This window comes from Vibrio genomosp. F10 str. 9ZD137, from assembly GCF_049974785.1.
GTDB lineage: Bacteria > Pseudomonadota > Gammaproteobacteria > Enterobacterales > Vibrionaceae > Vibrio.
This window is the reverse complement of the sequence record NZ_JBNGCJ010000647.1, coordinates 1-23,162: the sequence shown is the minus strand read 5'-3', so window position 1 is coordinate 23,162 and position 23,162 is coordinate 1. Positions and strand designations below refer to the sequence as shown.

The 23,162-nt window shown below is 43.9% G+C and carries 23 protein-coding genes; 4 read left to right on the top strand and 19 right to left on the bottom strand.

Annotated elements, in window-relative coordinates; genetic code table 11:
- Positions 1 to 157: 157 nt before the first annotated feature.
- Genes hemG through ACP45E_RS15710 form a run of 3 tightly spaced genes read right to left on the bottom strand, consistent with a single transcriptional unit; the run spans position 158 to position 2,811 of the window.
- A complete protein-coding gene (hemG, locus tag ACP45E_RS15720) occupies positions 158 to 682 on the bottom strand; it encodes a menaquinone-dependent protoporphyrinogen IX dehydrogenase (RefSeq protein ID WP_017038355.1) in 525 nt (174 codons plus the stop codon).
- A gap of 11 nt (positions 683 to 693) precedes the next feature.
- Positions 694 to 2,151, bottom strand: a complete 1,458-nt coding sequence (locus ACP45E_RS15715; protein WP_026026673.1) for a TrkH family potassium uptake protein — start codon at positions 2,149 to 2,151, stop codon at positions 694 to 696.
- A gap of 39 nt (positions 2,152 to 2,190) precedes the next feature.
- Entirely contained in the window at positions 2,191 to 2,811 is a 621-nt protein-coding gene (locus tag ACP45E_RS15710) for a YigZ family protein (protein WP_017034391.1), read from the bottom strand.
- 226 nt (positions 2,812 to 3,037) lie between these two features.
- On the opposite strand from ACP45E_RS15710, the gene fadB reads away from it, so the two are divergent.
- Both fadB and fadA read left to right on the top strand, forming a co-directional pair.
- Positions 3,038 to 5,209, top strand: a complete 2,172-nt coding sequence (fadB, locus tag ACP45E_RS15705) for a fatty acid oxidation complex subunit alpha FadB (protein WP_017038354.1) — start codon at positions 3,038 to 3,040, stop codon at positions 5,207 to 5,209.
- A 26-nt stretch (positions 5,210 to 5,235) separates the two neighbouring features.
- On the top strand, positions 5,236 to 6,399 hold the full coding sequence (gene fadA, locus ACP45E_RS15700; RefSeq protein ID WP_017038353.1) for an acetyl-CoA C-acyltransferase FadA: 1,164 nt from the start codon (positions 5,236 to 5,238) through the stop codon (positions 6,397 to 6,399).
- Positions 6,400 to 6,500: 101 nt separating this feature from the next.
- On the opposite strand, the gene punR is transcribed toward fadA, so the two are convergent.
- Positions 6,501 to 7,403 carry a DNA-binding transcriptional activator PunR gene (gene punR / locus ACP45E_RS15695; RefSeq protein WP_017034388.1) on the bottom strand — a complete coding sequence of 301 codons (903 nt, stop codon included), beginning with the start codon at positions 7,401 to 7,403 and terminating at the stop codon, positions 6,501 to 6,503.
- A gap of 161 nt (positions 7,404 to 7,564) precedes the next feature.
- Here punR and punC point away from each other — a divergent pair, with 161 nt between their 5' ends.
- Entirely contained in the window at positions 7,565 to 8,767 is a 1,203-nt protein-coding gene (punC, locus tag ACP45E_RS15690) for a purine nucleoside transporter PunC (protein ID WP_017038352.1), read from the top strand.
- A gap of 81 nt (positions 8,768 to 8,848) precedes the next feature.
- Here punC and ACP45E_RS15685 read toward each other — a convergent pair whose 3' ends face one another.
- Positions 8,849 to 9,625, bottom strand: coding sequence for a transporter substrate-binding domain-containing protein (locus ACP45E_RS15685; protein ID WP_017038351.1), 777 nt, complete (start codon positions 9,623 to 9,625; stop codon positions 8,849 to 8,851).
- A gap of 93 nt (positions 9,626 to 9,718) precedes the next feature.
- Between ACP45E_RS15685 and ACP45E_RS15680 the strand changes: the two genes are divergently transcribed.
- On the top strand, positions 9,719 to 10,462 hold the full coding sequence (locus ACP45E_RS15680) for an amino acid ABC transporter permease (protein WP_017034385.1): 744 nt from the start codon (positions 9,719 to 9,721) through the stop codon (positions 10,460 to 10,462).
- A gap of 122 nt (positions 10,463 to 10,584) precedes the next feature.
- Here ACP45E_RS15680 and glmU read toward each other — a convergent pair whose 3' ends face one another.
- From glmU to mnmG, 14 genes are all read right to left on the bottom strand, one after another.
- Positions 10,585 to 11,949, bottom strand: a complete 1,365-nt coding sequence (gene glmU / locus ACP45E_RS15675) for a bifunctional UDP-N-acetylglucosamine diphosphorylase/glucosamine-1-phosphate N-acetyltransferase GlmU (RefSeq protein WP_026026672.1) — start codon at positions 11,947 to 11,949, stop codon at positions 10,585 to 10,587.
- A gap of 144 nt (positions 11,950 to 12,093) precedes the next feature.
- Complete coding sequence (locus ACP45E_RS15670; protein ID WP_017034383.1) at positions 12,094 to 12,525, bottom strand: F0F1 ATP synthase subunit epsilon; 432 nt, start codon at positions 12,523 to 12,525, stop codon at positions 12,094 to 12,096.
- A gap of 21 nt (positions 12,526 to 12,546) precedes the next feature.
- The gene (gene atpD, locus ACP45E_RS15665; protein WP_017034382.1) at positions 12,547 to 13,950 is read right to left on the bottom strand and encodes a F0F1 ATP synthase subunit beta; all 1,404 of its coding nucleotides are present in this window, start codon (positions 13,948 to 13,950) and stop codon (positions 12,547 to 12,549) included.
- 30 nt (positions 13,951 to 13,980) lie between these two features.
- Positions 13,981 to 14,847, bottom strand: a complete 867-nt coding sequence (gene atpG / locus ACP45E_RS15660; protein ID WP_017034381.1) for a F0F1 ATP synthase subunit gamma — start codon at positions 14,845 to 14,847, stop codon at positions 13,981 to 13,983.
- 35 nt (positions 14,848 to 14,882) lie between these two features.
- Positions 14,883 to 16,424, bottom strand: coding sequence for a F0F1 ATP synthase subunit alpha (gene atpA, locus ACP45E_RS15655; RefSeq protein WP_017034380.1), 1,542 nt, complete (start codon positions 16,422 to 16,424; stop codon positions 14,883 to 14,885).
- An 18-nt stretch (positions 16,425 to 16,442) separates the two neighbouring features.
- Positions 16,443 to 16,973 (bottom strand): F0F1 ATP synthase subunit delta, encoded by a 531-nt coding sequence (locus ACP45E_RS15650; protein WP_017034379.1) that lies wholly within the window; start codon positions 16,971 to 16,973, stop codon positions 16,443 to 16,445.
- Positions 16,974 to 16,987: 14 nt separating this feature from the next.
- Positions 16,988 to 17,458: a F0F1 ATP synthase subunit B gene (gene atpF, locus ACP45E_RS15645; protein ID WP_017034378.1), complete on the bottom strand. Its 471-nt coding sequence runs from the start codon at positions 17,456 to 17,458 to the stop codon at positions 16,988 to 16,990.
- 72 nt (positions 17,459 to 17,530) lie between these two features.
- Positions 17,531 to 17,749: a F0F1 ATP synthase subunit C gene (gene atpE / locus ACP45E_RS15640; RefSeq protein ID WP_017034377.1), complete on the bottom strand. Its 219-nt coding sequence runs from the start codon at positions 17,747 to 17,749 to the stop codon at positions 17,531 to 17,533.
- A gap of 69 nt (positions 17,750 to 17,818) precedes the next feature.
- Entirely contained in the window at positions 17,819 to 18,643 is an 825-nt protein-coding gene (gene atpB / locus ACP45E_RS15635) for a F0F1 ATP synthase subunit A (protein WP_017034376.1), read from the bottom strand.
- Positions 18,636 to 19,040 (bottom strand): ATP synthase subunit I, encoded by a 405-nt coding sequence (locus tag ACP45E_RS15630; RefSeq protein ID WP_017034375.1) that lies wholly within the window; start codon positions 19,038 to 19,040, stop codon positions 18,636 to 18,638. The genes atpB and ACP45E_RS15630 overlap by 8 nt, the downstream gene beginning before the upstream one ends.
- A 156-nt stretch (positions 19,041 to 19,196) precedes the next feature.
- Positions 19,197 to 20,099: a ParB/RepB/Spo0J family partition protein gene (locus tag ACP45E_RS15625; protein ID WP_017034374.1), complete on the bottom strand. Its 903-nt coding sequence runs from the start codon at positions 20,097 to 20,099 to the stop codon at positions 19,197 to 19,199.
- Positions 20,100 to 20,127: 28 nt separating this feature from the next.
- A complete protein-coding gene (locus tag ACP45E_RS15620; protein WP_017034373.1) occupies positions 20,128 to 20,901 on the bottom strand; it encodes a ParA family protein in 774 nt (257 codons plus the stop codon).
- Positions 20,902 to 20,915: 14 nt separating this feature from the next.
- Complete coding sequence (rsmG, locus tag ACP45E_RS15615; RefSeq protein ID WP_017038350.1) at positions 20,916 to 21,548, bottom strand: 16S rRNA (guanine(527)-N(7))-methyltransferase RsmG; 633 nt, start codon at positions 21,546 to 21,548, stop codon at positions 20,916 to 20,918.
- Positions 21,548 to 23,162: tRNA uridine-5-carboxymethylaminomethyl(34) synthesis enzyme MnmG (gene mnmG, locus ACP45E_RS15610; RefSeq protein WP_069585216.1), on the bottom strand; the 1,615-nt coding region annotated here is incomplete at its 5' end. The genes mnmG and rsmG, both read right to left, overlap by 1 nt.

The following is a 23,162-nucleotide window of genomic DNA, read 5'->3' as shown; positions in this document are numbered from 1 at the left end:
TTACTAATCACTGCCGAAGCCTTGCGGCGTCTGCCGTGTCAGTGAGGACGCATTATAGGGATTGGAATCTTGTTGGCAAGCGCTTTTTTATCTTTTTTTAAAGAAATACTTGATTCGATTAAAATCACAGCAAAAAGCCTCAAAATACTCACTTTTTCTACATTTCATTAAACTCTTTCGCAAATATAGAAACTTTAGACCAGTTGGTATACTCAACTTCTTTGGTGGTATCTGTCTCTCCACCGGTCAATTTCATAATAAAGCGAATCATTACCCTATCAATCCACTTGTAACGCGGATAATAGAGTGCTCCAGCAAATACACCTATCAACTTAGGTGCCCAAGGTGATTTCTTTAAAAAAGTTTTAATATAGACACTACCTTCAGGAGTGTCCTTTCCTTGCTCTTCTTTTCGCGCCGTCAAGTTAACACAGAAAAATGCAGACTTTCCTGATTCTAGGCTGCTTTGGTTATTTTGAATAAATTGGTAGAGTTTCTTATTGAGGTGACCGTACCGTATAGAAGCACCAATCAACACTCTTTCATACTTACCCAGTTCCACCGTATCGACTTGGTGTATGTCTATTACATCACACTCATTAAGATCCAACTCTTGTTGAATATAATGGATAATCTTTTTCGTTTGACCGTCTTGGCTTGAATATAAAAAGAGAGCTTTCATTGTTATTGTCCTTAACTACGCCAAAATGTCGGTGTGAGTAAGATAAGTAGGGTAAATATTTCTAGGCGGCCAAAGAGCATCGATATAATCAGCACCCATTTGGCTTTGTCGTTTACATCACCGAAGTGGAGAGCGACCTCCCCCAGTCCAGGTCCCAAATTATTCAGAGTTGCAGCCACCGCAGAAAAAGCGCTGAGTTCATCCATACCTGTCGCAATAAGACCTAACATGCAGACAACGAACACCAGCGCATAAGCTGAAAAGAATCCCCAAACCGCATCTACAACACGTTGAGATAGTGCCGTACCACCAACCTTGATGGTATAAACCGCTCTCGGGTGAACCAATCTTTTCATTTCTCTTGCGCCTTGCAAGGTCAACAACAATATACGAATCACTTTCATCCCACCTCCAGTAGAGCCGGCACAACCGCCAATAAAAGATGAAAAGAGCAAAAGAACAGGTAAGAACAATGGCCACTCCGAAAAACCTGTGGTGGTAAATCCTGCCGTTGTAGAAATGGAGACGGTTTGAAATAAGGCCTGATCAAAAGCATCATAAAGAGAGTCGTAAGTATGATGATTTAACAATATAAGGAAACAGACAACAAAAAGCAGCGCTTGTATAAATATGAACGCTCTAAACTCAGGATCTTTCCAGTAATATTTGGGGTGTACACCACCTGAAGCAAAGGCAGCAAAGTGAAGAGAATAGTTACATGCCGAGATCAATAAGAAAACAACCGTAATCATATTAATGGTTGAGCTATCGAAATACCCCATGCTCGCATCGTGGGTCGAAAAACCACCAATAGCGATCGTAGAAAAGCTATGACTTATCGCGTCAAACGGTGTCATTCCCGCAAACCAAAACGCTGTCGCACACGCGATCGTCAAACTGAGGTATATATACCATAAAGCTTTCGCTGTTTCGGCTATCCGTGGAGTCATCTTACTGTCTTTTACTGGACCAGGAATTTCGGCTCGATACAGCTGCATACCACCGATACCAAGCACAGGCAAAATAGCCACAGCCAAGACGATGATCCCCATTCCGCCAAACCACTGCAAAAACTGCCGATAAAAAAGGATCGCTTTCGGCAGATCATCAAGCCCAACAATTACTGTCGCCCCTGTGGTTGTTAAGGCGGAAAAGGACTCAAAGAAAGCATCAGTGACAGAGATGTTAGGATTATCAGCAATGAGAAAAGGGAGTGAGCCTGCACTGCCGATAACCGTCCAGAATAAAACCACAATAAGAAAGCCATCTCTGGCTTTAAGTTCTTGCTTATGGCTTCTATTCGGAAACCAGCAAATCGTGCCGCAGAAAAGCAACACAAAGAAAGTCGTCACAAATGGGACACCAGCACCATCTCGATAGAGCAAAGCAACAAGTGCAGGGGCGAGCATGGATACGCTAAAGAGAGCGAGCAGTAATCCGACTATTCGTATAATCGATCGAAATTGCATGGTTATTTATATATGAAGCAAGTGCTTCTGACTTCCTAGTTATGGTTCTATTTTTATGACCGTTGCTTTTGCACCACTTTTATTAATGACATTTTGAATAAAGCTATCGGCAACACGTTGCTCAATTTCGATCATCAATATGACATTACCACTGTAGTTTGCATCAATCTCTATCGCTTGATATTGAGTCAAAAGAGATTGAGCTATCGGCATGAAGCCATAGTCTAACTCTAGCTGTAATTTAATGGTTATTTTTTTCTCGATTGTTTGAAGCAGCTTGAGTGCTTGTTGCACGCCTCCACCATATGCTTTGACCAATCCCCCCGTGCCAAGTTTAATTCCGCCAGAGTAGCGAGTGACTACAGCAGACAATTCACCAACCCCTGACCCAGATAACTGAGCCAAGATAGGCTTACCGGCTGTGCCTGAAGGTTCACCATCATCACTAAATCCCCACTTCATTGAATCTTCTGCCCGTCCTGCAACAAATCCCCAACAATTATGCCGAGCGCTAGAATGCTGTTTTTTAATCCCATCGATAAAGAACTTAGCCGCCTCTATACTTGGCGTATGAGCAAGTTGCGTAATGAAAACACTTTTCTTTATCTCTTCCTCATACATTACGGGACTTTCTGGTATCAAATAAGGTTGGTCATTCATGAGTTTACATAAGCTGAATCAAGAATAGGCAGTGTATCACGAGCATAAGGAAAAAGTGGGCCGTTCTGTTTTACCGCACAATGTTAAACAGTTGTTTAAAAAATGTATTGAAAATAATCAAAGTTGAGTACACACTAAAAAAACTGGTCAAACCAGAACGATAATCATACAAATAAAACAATAACTCTCACACACAGCCTCAAACTGTATGTCACGGAGATAGACAATGATTTACCAAGCCAACACCCTACAGGTAAAAAAACACGAGAATGGAATAGCGGAACTGAGTTTTTGCGCACCGAAGTCCGTCAATAAACTGGATTTATCCACGTTAGAATCACTCGACAAAGCGCTTGATGCAATAAAAGCACAATCGGACGTTAAAGGATTAATTCTTACTTCAGATAAAGATACCTTTATCGTCGGTGCTGATATCACGGAATTTTTAGGCCTCTTTGCTAAAACCGACCAAGAGCTTGATCAATGGCTTCGTTTTGCCAATGACATCTTCAGCAAACTCGAAGATCTTCCTTTCCCAACACTCTCCGCATTAAAAGGTCACACCCTTGGTGGCGGATGTGAGTGTGTGCTCGCTACCGACTTCCGCATTGGTGATAAAACCACCAGCATTGGTCTACCAGAGACAAAACTAGGCATCATGCCAGGATTTGGGGGGTGCGTTCGACTACCTCGCGTCATTGGTGCCGATAGTGCAATGGAAATTATCACCCAAGGAAAAGCCTGTCGTGCTGATGAAGCGCTAAAAATAGGATTACTGGATGCGATTGTTGAATCGGATTCATTAACACAATCTGCTATTAACACTGTCTTACTTGCTGCTAATGAAGAAATAGACTGGAAAAAGCGTCGTAAGCAGAAGACGTCTGCGCTATCACTGAGCAAGTTAGAAGCGATGATGAGCTTCACCATGGCAAAAGGGTTGGTTGCTCAGAAAGCCGGGCCTCATTATCCAGCCCCAATGACGGCTGTTGTGGCGATAGAAAAAGCAGCACGCAGCGATCGCAACGACGCGTTAGATATTGAACGCCAGCTGTTCATCAAACTCGCCAAATCAGAAGAGGCTAAATCGCTCGTCGGGTTATTCCTAAATGACCAATATATTAAAAGTCTTGCTAAACAAGCGGGCAAATCAGCAAACAAGGCCACTGAACGAGCAGCTGTCATCGGCGCAGGAATCATGGGGGGCGGTATCGCTTACCAATCTGCGTTAAAAGGCGTACCTGTGATGATGAAAGACATCGCACAAGCGTCTCTTGATCTTGGTATGAATGAAGCTTCTAAGCTGTTGAATAAACGCTTATCACGCGGTCGCCTAGATGGATTCAAGATGGCAGGTATTCTGTCTTCTATTACTCCAAGTCTGCATTATGCTGGAATTGAACAGTCAGATGTGATTGTGGAAGCGGTTGTAGAAAACCCTGCGGTGAAAGCAGCGGTGCTGAGTGAAGTAGAAAAGCATGTGAGTGAAGACGCGGTTCTAACGTCAAACACCTCAACGATTCCAATCAACCTGTTAGCGAAATCTTTGCAACGCCCAGAAAATTTCTGTGGCATGCACTTCTTTAACCCTGTGCATCGCATGCCTTTGGTTGAGATCATTCGTGGCGAGCATACTTCAGAAGAAACCATCAATCGCGTAGTCGCTTACGCAGCGAAGATGGGCAAATCCCCTATCGTTGTTAATGACTGCCCAGGCTTCTTCGTTAACCGTGTACTTTTCCCTTACTTTGGCGGTTTCAGCATGTTGTTACGTGACGGCGCTGACTTCACTAAAATTGATAAAGTCATGGAGCGTAAGTTCGGCTGGCCAATGGGTCCGGCATACTTGCTGGATGTAGTTGGGCTAGATACCGCGCATCACGCTCAAGCAGTCATGGCGCAAGGTTTCCCAGAGCGTATGGGCAAAGAAGGTCGTGATGCGATTGACGCACTTTACGTCGCTGAAAAATACGGCCAGAAGAACGGCAGCGGTTTCTACACGTACAGCGTAGACAAACGCGGTCGTCCGAAGAAAACCTTCTCTGAAGACATTCTTCCTATCCTGGCAGACGTATGCCAACAGCCAACAGATTTCGATGATGAAACCATCATTCAACGTGTCATGATTCCAATGATCAATGAAGTGGTACTTTGTTTAGAAGAAGGCATCATTGCATCGCCACAGGAAGCCGATATGGCATTGGTTTATGGATTAGGCTTTCCTCCATTTAGAGGGGGGGTATTCCGCTACTTAGACAGCGTGGGTATTAACAACTTTGTTGAAATGGCAAAAGGCTATCAACAGCTTGGGGCTATGTATCAAGTACCTCAGTCACTCATTGATATGGCAGAGAAAGGCGAACGCTTTTACGACGCTCAACAATCCAGTTCTCTATAACCCACACTTGGAAAAGGAATAGCAAAATGAATAATGTAGTGATTGTTGATTGCCTTCGTACCCCAATGGGACGCTCCAAAGGTGGAGCTTTCCGTCATACTCGTGCCGAAGACCTATCAGCACATTTGATGAAAGGTATTTTAGAGCGCAACCCTGAAGTTAACCCGGTCGAAATAGAAGATATCTACTGGGGCTGTGTCCAGCAGACGCTCGAACAAGGTTTTAATGTGGCACGTAATGCTGCGCTGCTAGCAGGATTACCCATTGAAATTGGTGCCGTCACCGTAAACCGTTTATGCGGTTCGTCAATGCAAGCTCTGCATGATGCTGCGCGTTCAATCATGGTGGGCGATGCTGAAATCTGCTTAATCGGCGGTGTTGAGCATATGGGCCACGTACCCATGAATCACGGGGTCGATTTTCACCCTGGTATGTCTAAGACTGTCGCAAAAGCGGCGGGGATGATGGGCCTAACGGCTGAAATGCTAGGTAAAATGCACGGTATTAGCCGTGAAGACCAAGATGCATTTGCCGCACGTTCCCACGCCAGAGCACAGGCAGCAACGGTAGAAGGTCGTTTCAAAAATGAAATCCTGCCTACAGAAGCGCACGCTGCTGACGGTTCGTTATTCACTTTAGACTACGATGAAGTTATTCGACCAGAAACAACGGTTGAAGGCCTATCTCAATTGCGCCCCGTGTTTGACCCAGCCAACGGTACCGTAACTGCGGGGTCATCATCTGCTCTTTCTGATGGAGCTTCTGCAATGCTTATCATGAGCGAAGAGAAAGCCAACGCACTTGGCCTTAAGATTCGTGCTCGCGTGAAGTCGATGGCGATTGCTGGTTGCGATCCTTCAATCATGGGTTACGGCCCTGTACCAGCAACCAAAAAAGCATTGAAACGTGCAGGCCTAACCATTGAAGACATGGGCGTTGTTGAACTTAATGAAGCATTTGCAGCGCAGTCTTTACCTTGTGCAAAAGACCTAGGCCTGCTTGATGTTGTCGATGAAAAGGTCAACCTAAATGGAGGCGCCATAGCACTTGGTCACCCTCTCGGCTGTTCAGGTTCGCGTATTTCGACCACACTGATCAATCTTATGGAAGCCAAAGACGTGAAATACGGCTTGGCGACAATGTGCATAGGTTTAGGCCAAGGTATTGCAACGGTATTTGAACGACCTTAGCGATTATTTAAAAGTAAAAATCAAACAAGCCAGTGATCTTCCCACTGGCTTTTTTCTCGTCTTCAACCTTGAGTTATTGAACTCTCGCTTTTGCTGTCGAACTAGGATTGCAACCAATCTTGATGAAGCTTCTCACTTGAACCAAGATACTCGACCATCCACTTAATGAGCCTGTGATTCTCATCCTTTCTCCAGACTAAGCAGCACTGGCTTAATGGCTTATCTTCGTTGAGTACTTTCTCCACCAACAAACCTTCAGTAATCAGTGGTTGTGCTATATGTCGAGGCATGTACCCGACGCCCACCCCATTTTTTAAGCACTCTATTGCACTATACCAATTAGGCAAGAGTAAGCGCCTCTGCTTTGGGTAATGCACCGTATGACGTTTAGGAAGAACGACGGACGTGTCATCCAGGCAAATAGCAGGGTATTGACTGACAAAATCTTCTGTTAAATTTTGCTCTTTGACACACGGGTGGCTTGGCGACATCACAAAGGCCCAATCCAATATTCCCATATCTCTGACTTCAAACTCGCCACCAACAGGGACTGCGGATGTGGCACCAATAACAATATCGGCTCGCCCTTGAGAGATCGCTTCCCATGACCCATTAAAGACTTCCATATTGATTTGCAGCTCTGCAAATTCAAATGTTGAATAAAAATCTTCAATCAATGGCTTCATTTTATCCAGGCGAACCACGTTATCCAGTGTCAACTTGAGGGTCTTTTTCCACCCATGAGCGGCTCTCTTGGTTTGCGATTGGACTTCTTCCATGTGGCGCAACATGATTCGAGCTTCAACGACAAAGAGCTCTCCTGCAGGAGTCAGTTCTACTTTCCTAGGTAAACGCCGAAATAGCAAAACATCGAGATCTTGCTCAACCTGACGTACGCCATAACTGATCGCGGAAGGTACTTTGTGCAAAACATCTGCAGCGGCGGTAAAGCTACCCAGCCGAGCTACAGTGTCGATCATTTCTAAAGAAGATTTAGAGAACATTTATCCATCAAATTATTTGATTCATAACTAACAATTTTAGCGTTTAATTTTATTGATTACAAAAAATAGAATACCACCATGCGTACAGGAACCATAAATGGCACCTTAACAGCAACGAAAAACAGAATTTAACAGTTAAAAAATTTGAACGGATAATAAATATGAACGTTTCGAAACTTCAGCTCGCTTACTTAGCGGCCCTCTCGATGCTTGGCTTTATTGCTACAGATATGTACCTCCCCGCCTTTAAAGCGATGGAGATGGATTTCGCGACAGGGCCTGAACAAATAGCGTTATCGCTGACCATATTCCTCGTCGGAATGGCACTGGGCCAACTACTGTGGGGACTCGCCAGTGATAAATATGGTCACCGAATGACGTTGGTCGCGGGGCTTAGTTTATTTACCATCGCCTCTTTTGGTTTGGCCTTTAGTGATCAGGTCTGGCAGCTTCTTACCCTCCGCTTTATTCAAGCGTTTGGCGTTTGTGCGCCTGCAGTTATTTGGCAAGCAATGGTGATCAAGCAATATTCTTCCAAAACCAGTCAACAAGTATTCGCAACCATAATGCCACTGGTCGCACTTTCTCCGGCACTGGCTCCTCAACTCGGCGTTGTCCTTGCTGATAATTTTGGTTGGCCTAGCATTTTCGTTGCTCTCACACTAATGGGAACCGCCTTGGTTGCTTTTACCTTTTCTCAACCAAAACAAGAAAAAGAACAGAAGCTATCTTCCATCAAGAGTGATATTAAAGCACTTGTTAGTTCAAAGGTTTATCTTGGCAACGTTATTATGTTTGCTACAGCGTCCGCTGCATTTTTTGCCTACTTAACGGGAATGCCAGAAATTATGTCTCAGCTAGGATATTCAGCTAAAGACATTGGTTTGAGCTTTATCCCCCAAACCCTTGCCTTTATGGTTGGTGGGTATTTGGGTAAGGCGAGTGTAAAAAAGTTTGGCGATGAAAAAGTACTCCGACACATTATTGGGCTATTTAGTGTTGCCGCTTTATTGGTGTTTATTGTGTCACAGTGGCAGCTAACATCCATCTGGCCTATTTTGACGCCATTCTGCTTTATAGCTGTTGCCAATGGTGCTTTGTATCCGATTGTAGTGAACAGAGCCCTTTCAAGCGCCAAACAGAGCCCAGCAACCGCAGCGGGATTGCAAAACAGCATTCAAATTAGCATCAGTAGCGCAGCCAGTGCACTGGTCGCCGCGATGGCGAGCCAAGCTCAATCGGCAACTGGTCTCGCTATTATCATTTGCACCCTAGGCTTATGGGTGGGTTATGTGCTCTCAAACAGACGACTTTCTAGACACTTTCGTGCACCAGACAACGCAAGAGTAGTAAGGGATAAATAATAAAAAGCGCCGCTATTGTTAGCGGCGCTTTTAAACTGTCAGCTTTTAAGCCCATAATAAGTACTTAAACAAAGTGCTTACTTACATACTCGTTAAGCCCCACTTCTGTGCGGTTTCTTTGAAAAAGCCTTGGGTTTTCTTTAACTCTACCCAGTGATTAATGTAGTTAATCCAAACTTGATCTTCTTGAGGTAGCAGCATAGCGATAGGAGTCGGCTTACGTGGCTCTTTCACTGGCACAATCGCCAACTGACTAAATTTCTCTACCAAAGTTGCCGCCTCAACATTTGAAGTCACCGACACATCAGCACGCCTTGCCAGTAATTCCTGAAAATCTCGGGCTGGCGCTTCAATCACGACATGCTTTGCCGAAGGAAAGAAATCTTTGACCATTTTTTCTTGAACCGTTCCCAACGTTGCTGCTACTCGAACATCGGATCGGTCAAAATCAGCCCAATCTGAAAATCGCTCAAGGTCTTTCTTCTGTACAACAGGTACAAACGCCAAATAAAAGTAAGGCTGGCTGTAGCCTGCCACTTTCGCTCGAGACATGTTCAGTGAAGCACTTCCCGTAATGTCGTATTTACCCGCGGTAATACCGTTCACTAAGGTTTTCCAATCTGTCGGCACATATTCTACTTTGACACCAAGATCTTTGGCCAACTCGGTCGTCACATCAATATCAAACCCACGGTAACTGTTGGTTGCAGGATCTTTCATTGTCATCGGGTTCCAATCCCCAGTTGTCCCAACCTTCAACACCCCATTATTTAAAATGTCATGCAAGCGGCTAGTCTCCGCAGCAAGCGCACTTAAAGACAGCAAACACATTCCCAAAAATATCATCAATTTCTTCATTATTATTATCCTTAAAATAAGTTACTTTTTATGCTGCATGATTGATAACATAGCAGTAACAAATGATTTTATTTAGTTTGAATAGGTAATAGTGTGAACCTTCGTACGCTCACCGCTCTATTAACAATGTTGTCACTCACTGGATGCTCAGACTACCAGTGGGGCTGGTATATTCTCGATCCAACCACCCCTCAAGGGCAGACCAACCTAAAGTTTCTCACCGCAGGCTTTTACGATACGATTTCTGTTTCACTATTAAGCATGGTTTTAGCCATGTTGATTGGTCTACTGGTCGCGTTGCCCGCATTATCTAACAACAAGGTCTTACGTGGATTAAACAGAATCTATGTGGAATCAGTACGTTCTATTCCTGTACTGGTTCTGCTTTTATGGGTCTATTATGGAATGCCGACATTACTCGATGTCTCCCTTGACTACTTTTGGGCGGGTGTGATTGCATTAACAATTGCAGAAAGTGCGTTTATGGCTGAAGTGTTTCGAGGCGGCATTCAATCCATCAGTAAGGGACAGCATGAAGCAGCAGAAGCTCTAGGGCTGAACTACTGGCGCAAGATGCAATACGTGATATTTCCACAAGCTTTTCGTCAGATATTACCCCCTCTAGGTAATCAATTTGTCTATATACTCAAAATGTCATCGTTAGTGAGTGTCATCGGGCTCAGTGATCTAACACGGCGTGCAAACGAGTTGGTCGTTAATGAGTACTTACCTCTCGAAATTTATACCTTTCTCGTCTTTGAATACCTAATTCTAATATTATGCGTTTCTCAAGCTGTTCGCTGGCTAGAAAAACGAATCGCTATTCCTCAAAACTAAGCGGATCCTCGTTATCTAAGCATTTAGATACTGAAATCAAAAAGGGTTGGCACAAAGCCAACCCTTTTGTTTATCTATCATGACGGTCTAAGCCAAGCTAGTCAAAACTGATATCGTTCAGATTATTTGGTCTTTTTTACTGGGCGTTGCCAATTAGAAAATTTACGCTCTTTTGCTCGTGAAATGACCAACTCACCTCGTTCAACGTCTTTCGTCAATGTGGTTCCGGCACCGATAGTCGCTCCATCAGCAATAGTAACAGGAGCGATCAACTGGCAGTCAGAGCCAACGAAAACATCATCACCTATCGTGGTCTTAAACTTATTTGCACCGTCGTAGTTACACGTGATCACACCCGCACCAACATTTACACGCTGGCCAATTTGAGCATCGCCTAAATATGTTAGGTGATTCGCTTTTGATCCTTCACCTATTGAGGTGTTTTTCACTTCAACAAAGTTACCTACGTGGGCGTCATTCTTAAGCTCAGCGCCAGGGCGAAGACGAGTGAATGGACCAACCGTACACTCTTCTCCAACCGTCGCACCTTCAATCACGCTGTATGGTCGGATAACGGTGTTATCGTCGATTTCACAATCTTTAAGTACACAGCCGGTACCTATAATAACGTTATCACCAATAGACACATTACCTTCAATAATAACGTTCGTATCAATCTCAACGTCCATTCCGCACTGCAGTTCACCGCGAAGGTCAAAACGAGAAGGATCGCGTAACATTACGCCCTGCTCTAATAATTTTTGTGCTTGTGCTGATTGATAGGCCCGCTCTAAACGCGCAAGTTGAGAACGGTCGTTAACTCCTTCAACTTCAATCGCACTCATTGGGTGAACCGCTTCAACTGCGCGGCCTTCGCTGTGCGCAGCCGCAATGACATCAGTTAGATAATACTCACCTTGCGCATTTTGATTATTAAGCCCTGCGAGCCAACGTTTCAGGTCGCCTCCCGTTGCCACCATCACGCCGGTGTTAATCTCTTTAATGAGCTTCTGCTCGTCAGTTGCATCTTTTTGTTCAACAATCGCAATAACAGGGCCATTTCGTCGAACGATACGGCCATATCCCATCGGATTATCAAGCACGACGGTGAGTAAGGCGATACCACCGTTAGGCTGAGCTTCAAGTAAACTCTCGACGGTTTCTTCAGAAATCAACGGTACATCACCGTAAAGAACGAGGACTTTTTCGTTATCATCAAACTGAGGTGAGGCCTGGTCAACGGCGTGGCCAGTACCGAGTTGATCCGCTTGCAATACCCAGCTTACCGACTCTTCACTGAGGACGGCTTGCATTTGCTCACCACCATGACCATAAACTAAATGAATATTTTGAGCACCTAAGCTATTACACGTATCAATCACATGCTTAACCATCGGCTTACCTGCCAATGTATGTAATACCTTAGGCATGTTTGAATACATGCGGGTTCCTTTACCCGCAGCGAGAATGACCGCACTAAATTTCATTTCTAACCTACTGACATTTTTTTAATTAAGTGCTGATTCTAGCGGTTAATCCATCATTAGTTAAATACGAATGTCCGCTTTATAAAAAATTCCAACAAAAAAGGCAGCGATTAGGCTGCCTTTTATATCAAACGAAGCTAAGTGTTAGCGACGTCTGTTCACCAGTTCAATGACTTTCAACTGAGCAACGGCTTTCGCAAGTTCCGCAGATGCTTTCGCAAAATCAACATCACCATAAGGTTGGTTGATCAGCTCTTCAGCACGGCGTTTAGCTTCTTCCGCTTTAGCAAGGTCTAAGTCCTTACCGCGTACAGCAGTATCCGCTAAAATGGTCACATCGTTGGCTTGTACTTCTAAAACACCACCAGAAAGATAAATGATTTCTTCATCACCTTTCTTAGAAACAATGCGAACCATACCCGGGCGAATCGTGGTTAATAGCGGAGTGTGTCCCGCTAAAACACCAAGGTCACCTTTCTCACCTGAAATCTGAATGCTACGAGCTTGACCCGAATAAATTCGTTGTTCTGCACTCACAACATCCAAATGGAAGCTTACTGATGTTAATGCTGTCATAACGCCTCCTGTAAGACTCTATTAAAGCTTCTTCGCGTTCTCTAGCGCATCGTCAATCGTACCGCAGTACATAAACGCTTGCTCTGGAATATCGTCGTATTCGCCAGCTAGAAGACCTTTAAAGCCACGTAGTGTCTCGCTAAGAGGTACGTATACACCAGGGTCACCCGTAAATACTTCAGCAACGTGGTAAGGTTGAGTTAGGTAGCGTTCAATCTTACGAGCGCGAGATACGACTTGCTTATCTGATTCAGAAAGTTCGTCCATACCCAGTATCGCAATGATATCTTTCAACTCTTTGTAACGCTGAAGCGTTTGCTGAACATTTTGCGCAATGTCGTAGTGCTCTTGACCAACAACCAGTGGATCAAGTTGACGAGAAGATGAATCTAACGGGTCAATCGCAGGGTAAAGACCCATTGCTGCGATATTACGGTTAAGTACAACTGTTGCGTCTAAGTGAGCAAACGTTGTTGCAGGAGATGGGTCAGTCAAGTCATCCGCAGGTACGTATACCGCCTGTACAGACGTGATAGAACCTGATTTCGTTGACGTGATACGTTCTTGAAGAACACCCATTTCTTCTGCCAATGTTGGCTGGTAACCTACCGCAGATGGCATACGACCTAGTAGAGCCGAAACCTCTGTACCTGCAAGTGTGTAACGGTAAATGTTATCAATGAACAGAAGTACGTCACGACCTTCGTCACGGAAACGTTCTGCCATTGTCAAACCAGTCAGGGCAACACGTAGACGGTTTCCTGGTGGCTCGTTCATTTGACCGTAAACCATTGCTACTTTTGATTCTTCAGGGTTTTCGATGTTTACAACACCTGCTTCCTGCATCTCGTAGTAGAAATCGTTACCTTCACGAGTACGCTCACCAACACCGGCAAATACTGACAGACCTGAGTGCTGTAGTGCGATGTTATTGATAAGTTCCATCATGTTAACGGTTTTACCTACACCAGCACCACCGAATAGACCGATTTTACCACCCTTAGCGAATGGACAAATTAAGTCGATTACCTTAACACCAGTCTCTAGTAGCTCTGTTGCGTTCGATAATTCTTCATAGCTCGGTGCTTGACGGTGGATAGAATAATGTTCTTCCGCACCGATTTCACCACACTCATCAATCGCGTCACCAAGAACGTTCATGATACGACCTAGGGTCTTAGTACCTACTGGTACTGAGATTGGAGCACCAGTATTTTCTACTGTTACGCCGCGACGTAAACCATCTGAGCTACCCATTACGATTGCGCGAATAACGCCACCGCCAAGCTGTTGCTGCACTTCAAGAACTAAACGTTCTTTTGAGTCAGTCACATTCAGAGCATCGTATACGTTTGGAACGTCACTCTGTGGGAACTCTACGTCGACTACTGCTCCGATGATCTGTACGATCTTACCTGTAGCCATCGTTAATCCTCTAAATTTGTTTTACCTAAATTAAACTGCTGCTGCACCTGATACGATTTCAGATAACTCTTGTGTAATCGCCGTTTGACGGGCTTTGTTGTACACAAGCTCTAACTCTTCGATCAAATCGCCAGCATTGTCTGATGCTGCTTTCATAGCAACCATACGAGCAGCCATTTCACACGCTAAGTTCTCTACAACACCTTGATAAACTTGCGACTCGATATAACGAGCCATTAAGGTATTCAGAAGCACCTTCTGATCCGATTCGAACATATAGCTCCAAGCATGCTTGAACTGTTCTTCATCAGCGAATGATTTAGGCAAAGGTATTAATTGATCAATTTTTGGTTGTTGGGTCATTGAGTTGACAAACTCATTGAACACCAAATGCAAACGGTCAATCTCACCGTCTTGATACTTTTGTAACATGACGTTGATAGGGCCAATAAGATCATCAAGAGTAGGAGAATCTCCAAGACCTGACGTCTGCGCCACAATGTTTGCACCAATGCTATTGAAATAAGACGTTGCTTTTGAACCAATAACTGCCAGCTCTACATCAACCCCTTTCTCAGACCAATCGTTCATTTGTATAACGGCTTGCTTGAACATATTAATGTTCAAGCCGCCACACAAACCGCGATCAGATGAGATTACAATATACCCAACACGCTTAGCCTCACGTTCCAGTAGATATGGATGTTTATATTCCAAAGTACCGTGGGCTATATGACCAATGACCTTACGTATAATTTCAGCATATGGACGTGGCCCTTCCATCGCGTCTTGAGTTCGACGCATTTTAGAAGCGGCAACCATTTCCATTGCTTTCGTGATTTTCTGAGTGCTTTTAACACTACCAATCTTGCTACGAATTTCTTTTGAATTGGCCATCGTTACTCTCCGTTAACTACAAAACTAGGTTGTAATTACCAAGTTTGGGTTGCTTTGAAATCATCAACTAACTTTTTCAGTTGAGCTTCGATTTCTTTGTCATAAGCACCCGACTTGTTGATCTCAGTAGCCAATTCAGAATACTGAGCGTGAGCATACGATAGTAAAGCAGCTTCGAAATCTAGAATTTTGTTCAACTCTACATCTTCTAAATACCCGCGTTCAGCAGAGTAAATAGAAAGAGCTTGATCAAATACAGACATAGGAGCGTACTGTTTCTGCTTCATCAATTCAGTTACTTTCTGACCATGGTCTAGCTGCTTCTTCGTCGCTTCATCAAGGTCTGATGAGAACTGAGCAAAAGCGGCAAGTTCACGGTATTGTGCTAGAGCGGTACGGATACCACCAGAAAGCTTCTTAATGATTTTCGTTTGTGCAGAACCACCTACACGAGATACCGAAATACCTGGATCGACCGCAGGGCGAACACCCGCGTTAAACAGTTCTGATTGTAGGAAAATCTGACCATCAGTAATCGAAATTACGTTAGTCGGTACGAAAGCAGAAACGTCACCAGCTTGTGTTTCGATGATTGGTAGCGCGGTTAAAGAACCGGTTTTACCTTTCACTTCGCCATTAGTAAATGTTTCTACGTAGTGCTCGCTAACACGAGCGGCACGCTCAAGTAGACGAGAGTGAAGATAGAAAACATCACCAGGGAATGCTTCACGACCAGGTGGACGTTTTAGTAGCAATGAAATCTGACGGTACGCTACAGCTTGCTTAGAAAGATCATCATAAACGATCAAAGCATCTTCGCCGCGGTCACGGAAGTATTCACCCATTGCACAACCAGCGTAAGGCGCTAGATATTGCAGAGCTGCTGATTCAGAAGCAGATGCCACAACCACAATCGTGTTTGCTAGTGCACCGTGCTCTTCAAGCTTACGTACCACGTTTGCGATAGTTGACGCTTTCTGACCAATAGCCACATAAACAGAGTAAATACCAGAATCTTTCTGGTTGATGATTGCATCGATCGCCATTGCTGTTTTACCAGTTTGACGGTCACCGATGATTAGCTCACGCTGACCACGGCCGATTGGAATCATTGCATCTACTGATTTGTAACCAGTTTGAACTGGCTGATCGACTGACTTACGATCGATTACACCCGGTGCAATCACTTCAATAGGAGAAGATAGCTTCGCGTCAATAGGACCTTTACCATCGATCGGCGCGCCCAGTGTATTAACTACACGGCCAAGCAGTTCTGGACCTACCGGTACCTCAAGGATACGGCCAGTACCAGTCACTTTCATGCCTTCACGAAGACTAGTATAAGGACCCATTACTACCGCACCAACTGAATCACGATTCAAGTTAAGTGCTAAAGCGAAAAGGCCACCTGGAAGTTCAATCATTTCACCTTGCATCACGTCATCTAGACCGTGAATGCTAAGAATACCATCGCTCACAGAAACGATAGTACCTTCATTGCGAGCTTCAGATACGACATTGAATTTCTCAATACGCTGTCTGATCAGCTCGCTAATTTCCGTGGAATTAAGTTGCATTGCTCAAATTCCCCTAAGTTAAGACTTAATAACGTCTTTAAGACGATTAATACGACTAACGAGTGAGTTGTCTAGTACTGTATCACCAGCTCTAATCACCGCACCACCTATCAAACTACTATCAACCAAACAGTTGACATTCACACCGCAATCAAAGTGTTTTTCAAGCGACTTAACTAGTTCAGCTAGTTGCGCTTCACTTAATTCAAATGAGGTCGTAATTGTTACTTCTTTCACATTTAACGACTCAGATAAAAGCAGCTGGTATTGCTGATAGATATCACTTAACGCTGAAGTACGACGATTCTCGATAATGACCTTTAAGAAATTCTGTAAAGGCTCATCAAAGTACTCACCCGCTATATCGAAATACAATTGCATCAATTGTTCAGGCTGCAGGCGTAACGCCGCTTTTTGTAGCTCGGGAGCTAAAGAAACGGTTTTAGCAAGCTCCAACATACTTGACCATTGGTCAATCGTGCCATTATCACTTGCATAGCCAAATGCAGCCTTAGCATAAGGACGAGCAATAGTTGTCAAACCAGACATACCGACGCCCTCCTCTATAGCTTCGCAGAAATACTATCAAGTATGTCTTGATGAGCAGCGGGATCAATCGAACGTTCGATGATTTTCTCAGCACCAAGAATAGCTAGAGTAGCAACGTCTTTTTGAAGTTCGTTACGAGCGCGTGAGGTTTCAGCTTCTAATTCAGCTTTACCTTGAGCAAGTACACTATCACGCTCTTGTATCGCTTCTTGACGAGCTTCGTCTAGAATTTGAGCTTTACGTTTATTTGCTGACTCAATAATTCCAAGCGCTTCCTGCTTAGCGTCTTTTAGCTGGTCTGCTGCATTGTGCTGCGCGAGTTGTAACGCTTTATCAGCACGCTCAGCAGACTCCAAACCTTCAGAGATTTTTTTCTGACGCTCTTCAATTGCTGCGATCAATGGTGGCCACACGTACTTCATGCAGAACCAAACAAACAAAATGAATGCTATTGCTTGACCTAGCAGAGTTGCATTGATATTCACAATGACCCTCCTTTATTCTTTTAATGTTTCGTATTCACGAAACGACGTAGAGTAAATAAGAAAAAGGGTTTCTTACAATGCGAACAGCATGTACATAGAGATACCAACACCGATCATTGGAACAGCATCTAGTAGACCTGCAAGAATGAACATATTTGTTTGTAGCACTGGAGCCATCTCTGGTTGACGAGCAACAGACTCAAGGAACTTACCGCCTAGAATTGCGAAGCCGAAGCCTGTCGCGATTGCACACATACCTAGTAGTAAAGCTACAACGAAATAAATTTCCATAATAATCTCCGAAATGAAATATTGAGATAGGCTACAACCTATCATTTATAAATAAGTAAATTTTTTATTCTAGTGTGAATCGTTACTTGCCATGCTGAGATATACAATCGTCAACATCGTAAAGATAAAGGCCTGTAGCACGATAACCAAAATGTGGAAAATAGCCCAAATAATATGTGCAATAACACCAAGCCCACCTAAGACGGCACCCGCTGTATACGTGACTGCAATCAAGATGAAGATAAGTTCACCTGAATACATGTTTCCGTATAAACGAAGTGACAGTGAGACTGGTTTTGCAAATAATGAGACCGTTTCCAGGACCAAGTTAAAAGGTATTAACGCTTTATTATTAATCGGGTGCAGCGTAAATTCCTTCACAAATCCCTTGAAGCCCTTGTACTTAATCATGTAAACCACGGTAAGTATAAGAACGCCTATTGCCATCGCTAGAGTGGTATTCAAGTCGACCGTAGGGACTACTTTGAAATATTCAAATCCAGCTAAGTGCATTAGTTGAGGGATAAAGTCGACCGGGATCAAATCCATTGTATTCATTAATAGAATCCAACAGAAAAGAGTTAATGCTAACGGTGCGACTAACTTATCACGTCCATAAAAAGCACCTTTTACAATCTCATCGACCTGCTCAACGACCATTTCGACGAAGCATTGCAATTTGCCAGGGGTGCCTGTGGTTGCGTTTTTTCCAACCCGATAGAACAACCACAAAAATAGCGTACCCAGAATAGCTGAGACCAATAACGTGTCCCAGTGTAGGGTCCAGAATCCAGCTTCTGCACAGCCATAGTTCGTGGCAATGTTGCCATCAACAACACAAACTTTAGCGTTAGTGAGGTGGTGCTGAATATATTCCTGCGGAGTATCAGCCATGGTTAATCCCATTTCTTGAAAAAAATAAAATAGGGGCAAACCAAAACATTAGTAAAGTCAGTTTATAACCCGTAAAGAAAGCCCCTGGACGTAGGAACTCCGTTAAAGAAAAAACCAATATAAACAAAATGATGGTTACCACCAGTTTTAAAGCCCATCCGATAAATATGAAGCCAAGTAGTACAGAACCATCGGCGTCAGCTCTAGGGATGAAGGCAAACAGAGCATATATGTAGTTACCTAGAACCGCGATCATTCCGCCTTTTAAAATAAAGCGGGCTGCCTCGTCTCCACACTGCACATATGTTAAGCCTCCGATAAGAATGACGAACAAAAGCTGGAAATGGACTACTTTAAAAGCTACTTTCCCTTTTTCGCTTAGGTTTGAAATAAACATCAAAAGCACCTGTTTTCGTGTTATTTACTGATCGAGGACAAAGAAAAATCTCAGTCAGCAAAAAAAGCTTAAAAAGTATATAGAGTAGAGAGTAAAAAACAATAGTTACTCTCTACTCTCAACTAACTTGAATTCTATTATGTGAGCTAGGATGCGCTACGATGTACTGTCGCCGTTAGCTAACAAATGTAAGATTTTGTGTAAGTGTTCAGGATTATCAAAACGGATCTGAATTTTACCCGTACCACTCTTGCCAACCGCCACATCGACCTTAGATTCAAACTGCTCAGAAAGTGACGCTAACTGAGTTTGAGTCTCCTCTGATAGCGCCAACGTCGCGACTTCCGGTTGGTCAGCAGTAGAGATTAAGCGCTTGACTAACGCTTCTGTCTGACGGACGGTTAATTGCTTCTTTGCCACCTCTTGAGCAACAGAAACTTGCTTCTCACCATCCAGAATGAGCAGGGCGCGAGCGTGGCCCATTTCAAGTCGTTTTTCGGCAACTAACTGTTTTACGTCTGTGCTTAGTTGATTCAAGCGTAAAAGGTTACTCACTGTGGTTCTCGATTTACCGATCACCTCCGCAACTTGTTGATGTGTAAGTGAGAATTCATCTTGAAGACGCTCTAACGCTTCCGCTTCTTCGATCGCATTGAGATCTTCTCTCTGAATGTTTTCGATCAATGCCATCGCAATAGCCGCACGATCTTCGACTTTCTTATTCAAGCAAGGTACACGTTTTAACCCCGCTTGACGTGCTGCGCGCCAACGTCTTTCACCTGCGATGATCTCAAACTGCTCATTGTCAATTTGGCGAACCACAATCGGCTGAATGATGCCCTGTGATTGAATTGATGCTGCCAACTCTTCTAATGCCTCGGGAGCCATGTCTTTACGTGGCTGATAGACACCAGGCTTGAGTTGATTAATATTTAGCTCCATCAACTGACCATCCGCAGACAAAGCTTGGCTATGAGAAGCAACGTGCTGTTTTTCTCGTGCTAATGAACTGGTCGCAAGCAACGCGTCCAGCCCTTTTCCTAAACCACGTTTAGACATGACAGCTAGTTCCTTTTTGAAATATTTTTTACGCTGGGATTTCTTCTCGACGAAGCATCTCACCGGCAAGGGCCAAATACGCTTTTGCACCCGCTGAATACTTGTCGTAATACATCGCGGGTTTACCGTGGCTTGGCGCTTCGGCTAAACGGACATTTCGAGGGATAACCGTACGATATACTTTCGTGCCGAAGTGCTTCTTCAATTGGTCGGAAACTTCATTAGAAAGCCGGTTTCTTGGGTCATACATAGTTCGCAGTAACCCTTCAATTTTTAGATTTTCATTCACGACAGCGGCAAGCTTACTTATCGTATCCATCAAAGCCGTTAGACCTTCTAAAGCAAAATACTCACACTGCATAGGAACTAGTACAGAATCTGCTGCAGCCATGGCATTGATTGTAAGAAGGTTTAACGACGGAGGGCAATCTATAAAGATGAAATCATAGTTATCACGAACCGAAGCCAATGCGTTTTTTAGGCGAACTTCTCTGGCAAAGACTTCCATTAATTTGATTTCTGCAGCGGTTACGTCACCATTTGCTGCAATCAAATCATAATGACCTGAGGTTTTCGTGCACACAACATCATGAAATGGAACATCTTCAACAAGCAACTCATACGAGGTCGCTTCAACCTGGTATTTATCAACACCACTCGCCATCGTGGCATTGCCTTGGGGATCAAGATCGATAACCAATACTTTACGCTTAGTGGCTGCCATAGACGCCGCTAAGTTAATGCATGTTGTTGTTTTTCCTACGCCACCTTTCTGGTTGGCTATTGCTACGATTTTACCCACGGTCTGCCTCGCTGTTATCCCTTCCGAGATAAGATTACAAGATGACGCTCACCTTCCAATTCGGGAACGTTCAAAGATTTGACGCTGTTCACAGAACACCATTGTGGTAGCTGTTCGACCTCATCTTTCTGCAATTGACCTTTTAACGCTAGGAAAACCCCAGAATCAGATTTAGGTAGGTGATGGCACCACTCTACCATATCTGACATTGAAGCAAATGCACGGCTAAGAACGCCATCAAATTTGTCTTCTGTTTGGAACTCTTCTACTCGACTTTGGACTGTCGTCACATTTTTTATCCCAAGCTCATGACAAACCTGTTTGATAAAACGGATACGTTTGCCGAGACTGTCGAGTAAATAAAACTCTTTGTCTGGATTCATGATGGCTAATGGTACACCAGGAAGGCCAGGGCCAGTGCCAACATCGATAAAGCGAGTACCTTGTAAGTGCTCACTAACAACGATGCTATCAAGGATATGTTTAACGATCATTTCAGAAGGATTGCGAACCGACGTCAAGTTATACGCTTTATTCCACTTATTGAGCATTTCAACATACCCAATAAGCTGGTCTGCTTGATCGGATGACACTTGGAGATTTGTTTGGCTAACCAGTTGTTCAAGCCTAGCTTTTAAGTCGCTCATTATGAATCAATCCCTTTTTTTAGCAGGCCTTTTTTCTTGAGGTAAACCAATATAATTGAAATAGCCGCCGGGGTGATGCCCGATATGCGTGAAGCAATACCTACCGATTCCGGTTTTGCATTGGTCAGTTTAAGCATCACTTCATTAGACAAACCTTTGACTTCGCTGTAATCAAAATCAGCAGGAATTTTGGTGTGCTCATGACGTAAAGATTTATCTATCTCGTCTTGCTGACGCTGAATATAACCTTCGTATTTAACCTGTATCTCGACTTGCTCTGAAGATTGTTGATCTTCTAACGCAGGAGAAAAATGATCGAGTTTTGTCAGCTGCGCATAAGTGATCTCTGGCCTACGCAGTAGATCTTCACCACTGGCTTCTCTAGAGATCGGACTCTTCAATAATTCATTCAGCGCCTCAACACCTTCAGACTTAGGGTTGATCCACTGATCTTTTAGTCGTTGGCGTTCTTTTTCGATCGTTTCTACTTTTTGATTAAATCGAGCCCAGCGTAGATCATCGACCAAGCCAAGTTCTCGCGCTTTTTCTGTCAAACGTAAGTCAGCGTTGTCTTCACGGAGCAATAATCGATACTCAGCACGAGACGTAAACATACGATAAGGTTCTTTGGTTCCCATGGTGGAAAGATCATCGATAAGAACGCCCATGTATGCTTGATCACGACGTGGGCTCCAGCCATCTTTGCCTTGACTGTATAAACTCGCGTTGAGTCCAGCCATCAAGCCTTGTGCTGCGGCTTCTTCATAGCCCGTCGTGCCATTAATTTGCCCCGCAAAGAACAAACCTTTAATGAACTTATTTTCGTAGGTTTGTTTGAGATCCCTTGGATCAAAAAAATCATATTCGATGGCATAACCAGGGCGAACAATATGAGCATTTTCAAACCCTTTCATCGAACGTACTATTTGAATTTGAACGTCAAAAGGCAAGCTGGTGGAGATACCATTAGGGTAGAGCTCATGGGTTGTTAATCCTTCAGGCTCGATAAAGATTTGGTGGCTTTCTTTATCGGCAAATCGCATGACTTTATCTTCGATAGAAGGGCAGTAGCGAGGGCCAATACCTTCAATAACTCCAGCATACATAGGGCTACGATCGAGGTTTGCTCTGATAACGTCGTGTGTTTTTTCATTGGTGTGTGTAATAAAACACGGAATTTGCGCAGGTTGCTGGCTATGGTTTCCCATGAAAGAAAAAACAGGCGTTGGGTTATCACCATGTTGCACTTCAAGCTCAGAAAAATCGACACTGCGTGCATCAATTCTTGGCGGTGTTCCTGTTTTTAATCGATCAACTCTGAGCGGAAGTTCACGAAGACGATCGGCGAGAGCGATCGATGGAGGATCTCCTGCGCGGCCTCCTGAAAAGTTTTCCATGCCAATGTGTAGCTTTCCACCAAGAAATGTCCCAACAGTCAATACAACGGACTGGGCGTGGAATTTAAGCCCCATTTGAGTCACTACACCGGTAACCTGATCATTTTCAACAATAAGATCATCAACAGATTGCTGAAACAGGGTCAGGTTTTCAGTATTTTCTAAAGCATGGCGAACATAAGATTTGTACAACAGACGATCGGCTTGAGCTCGCGTG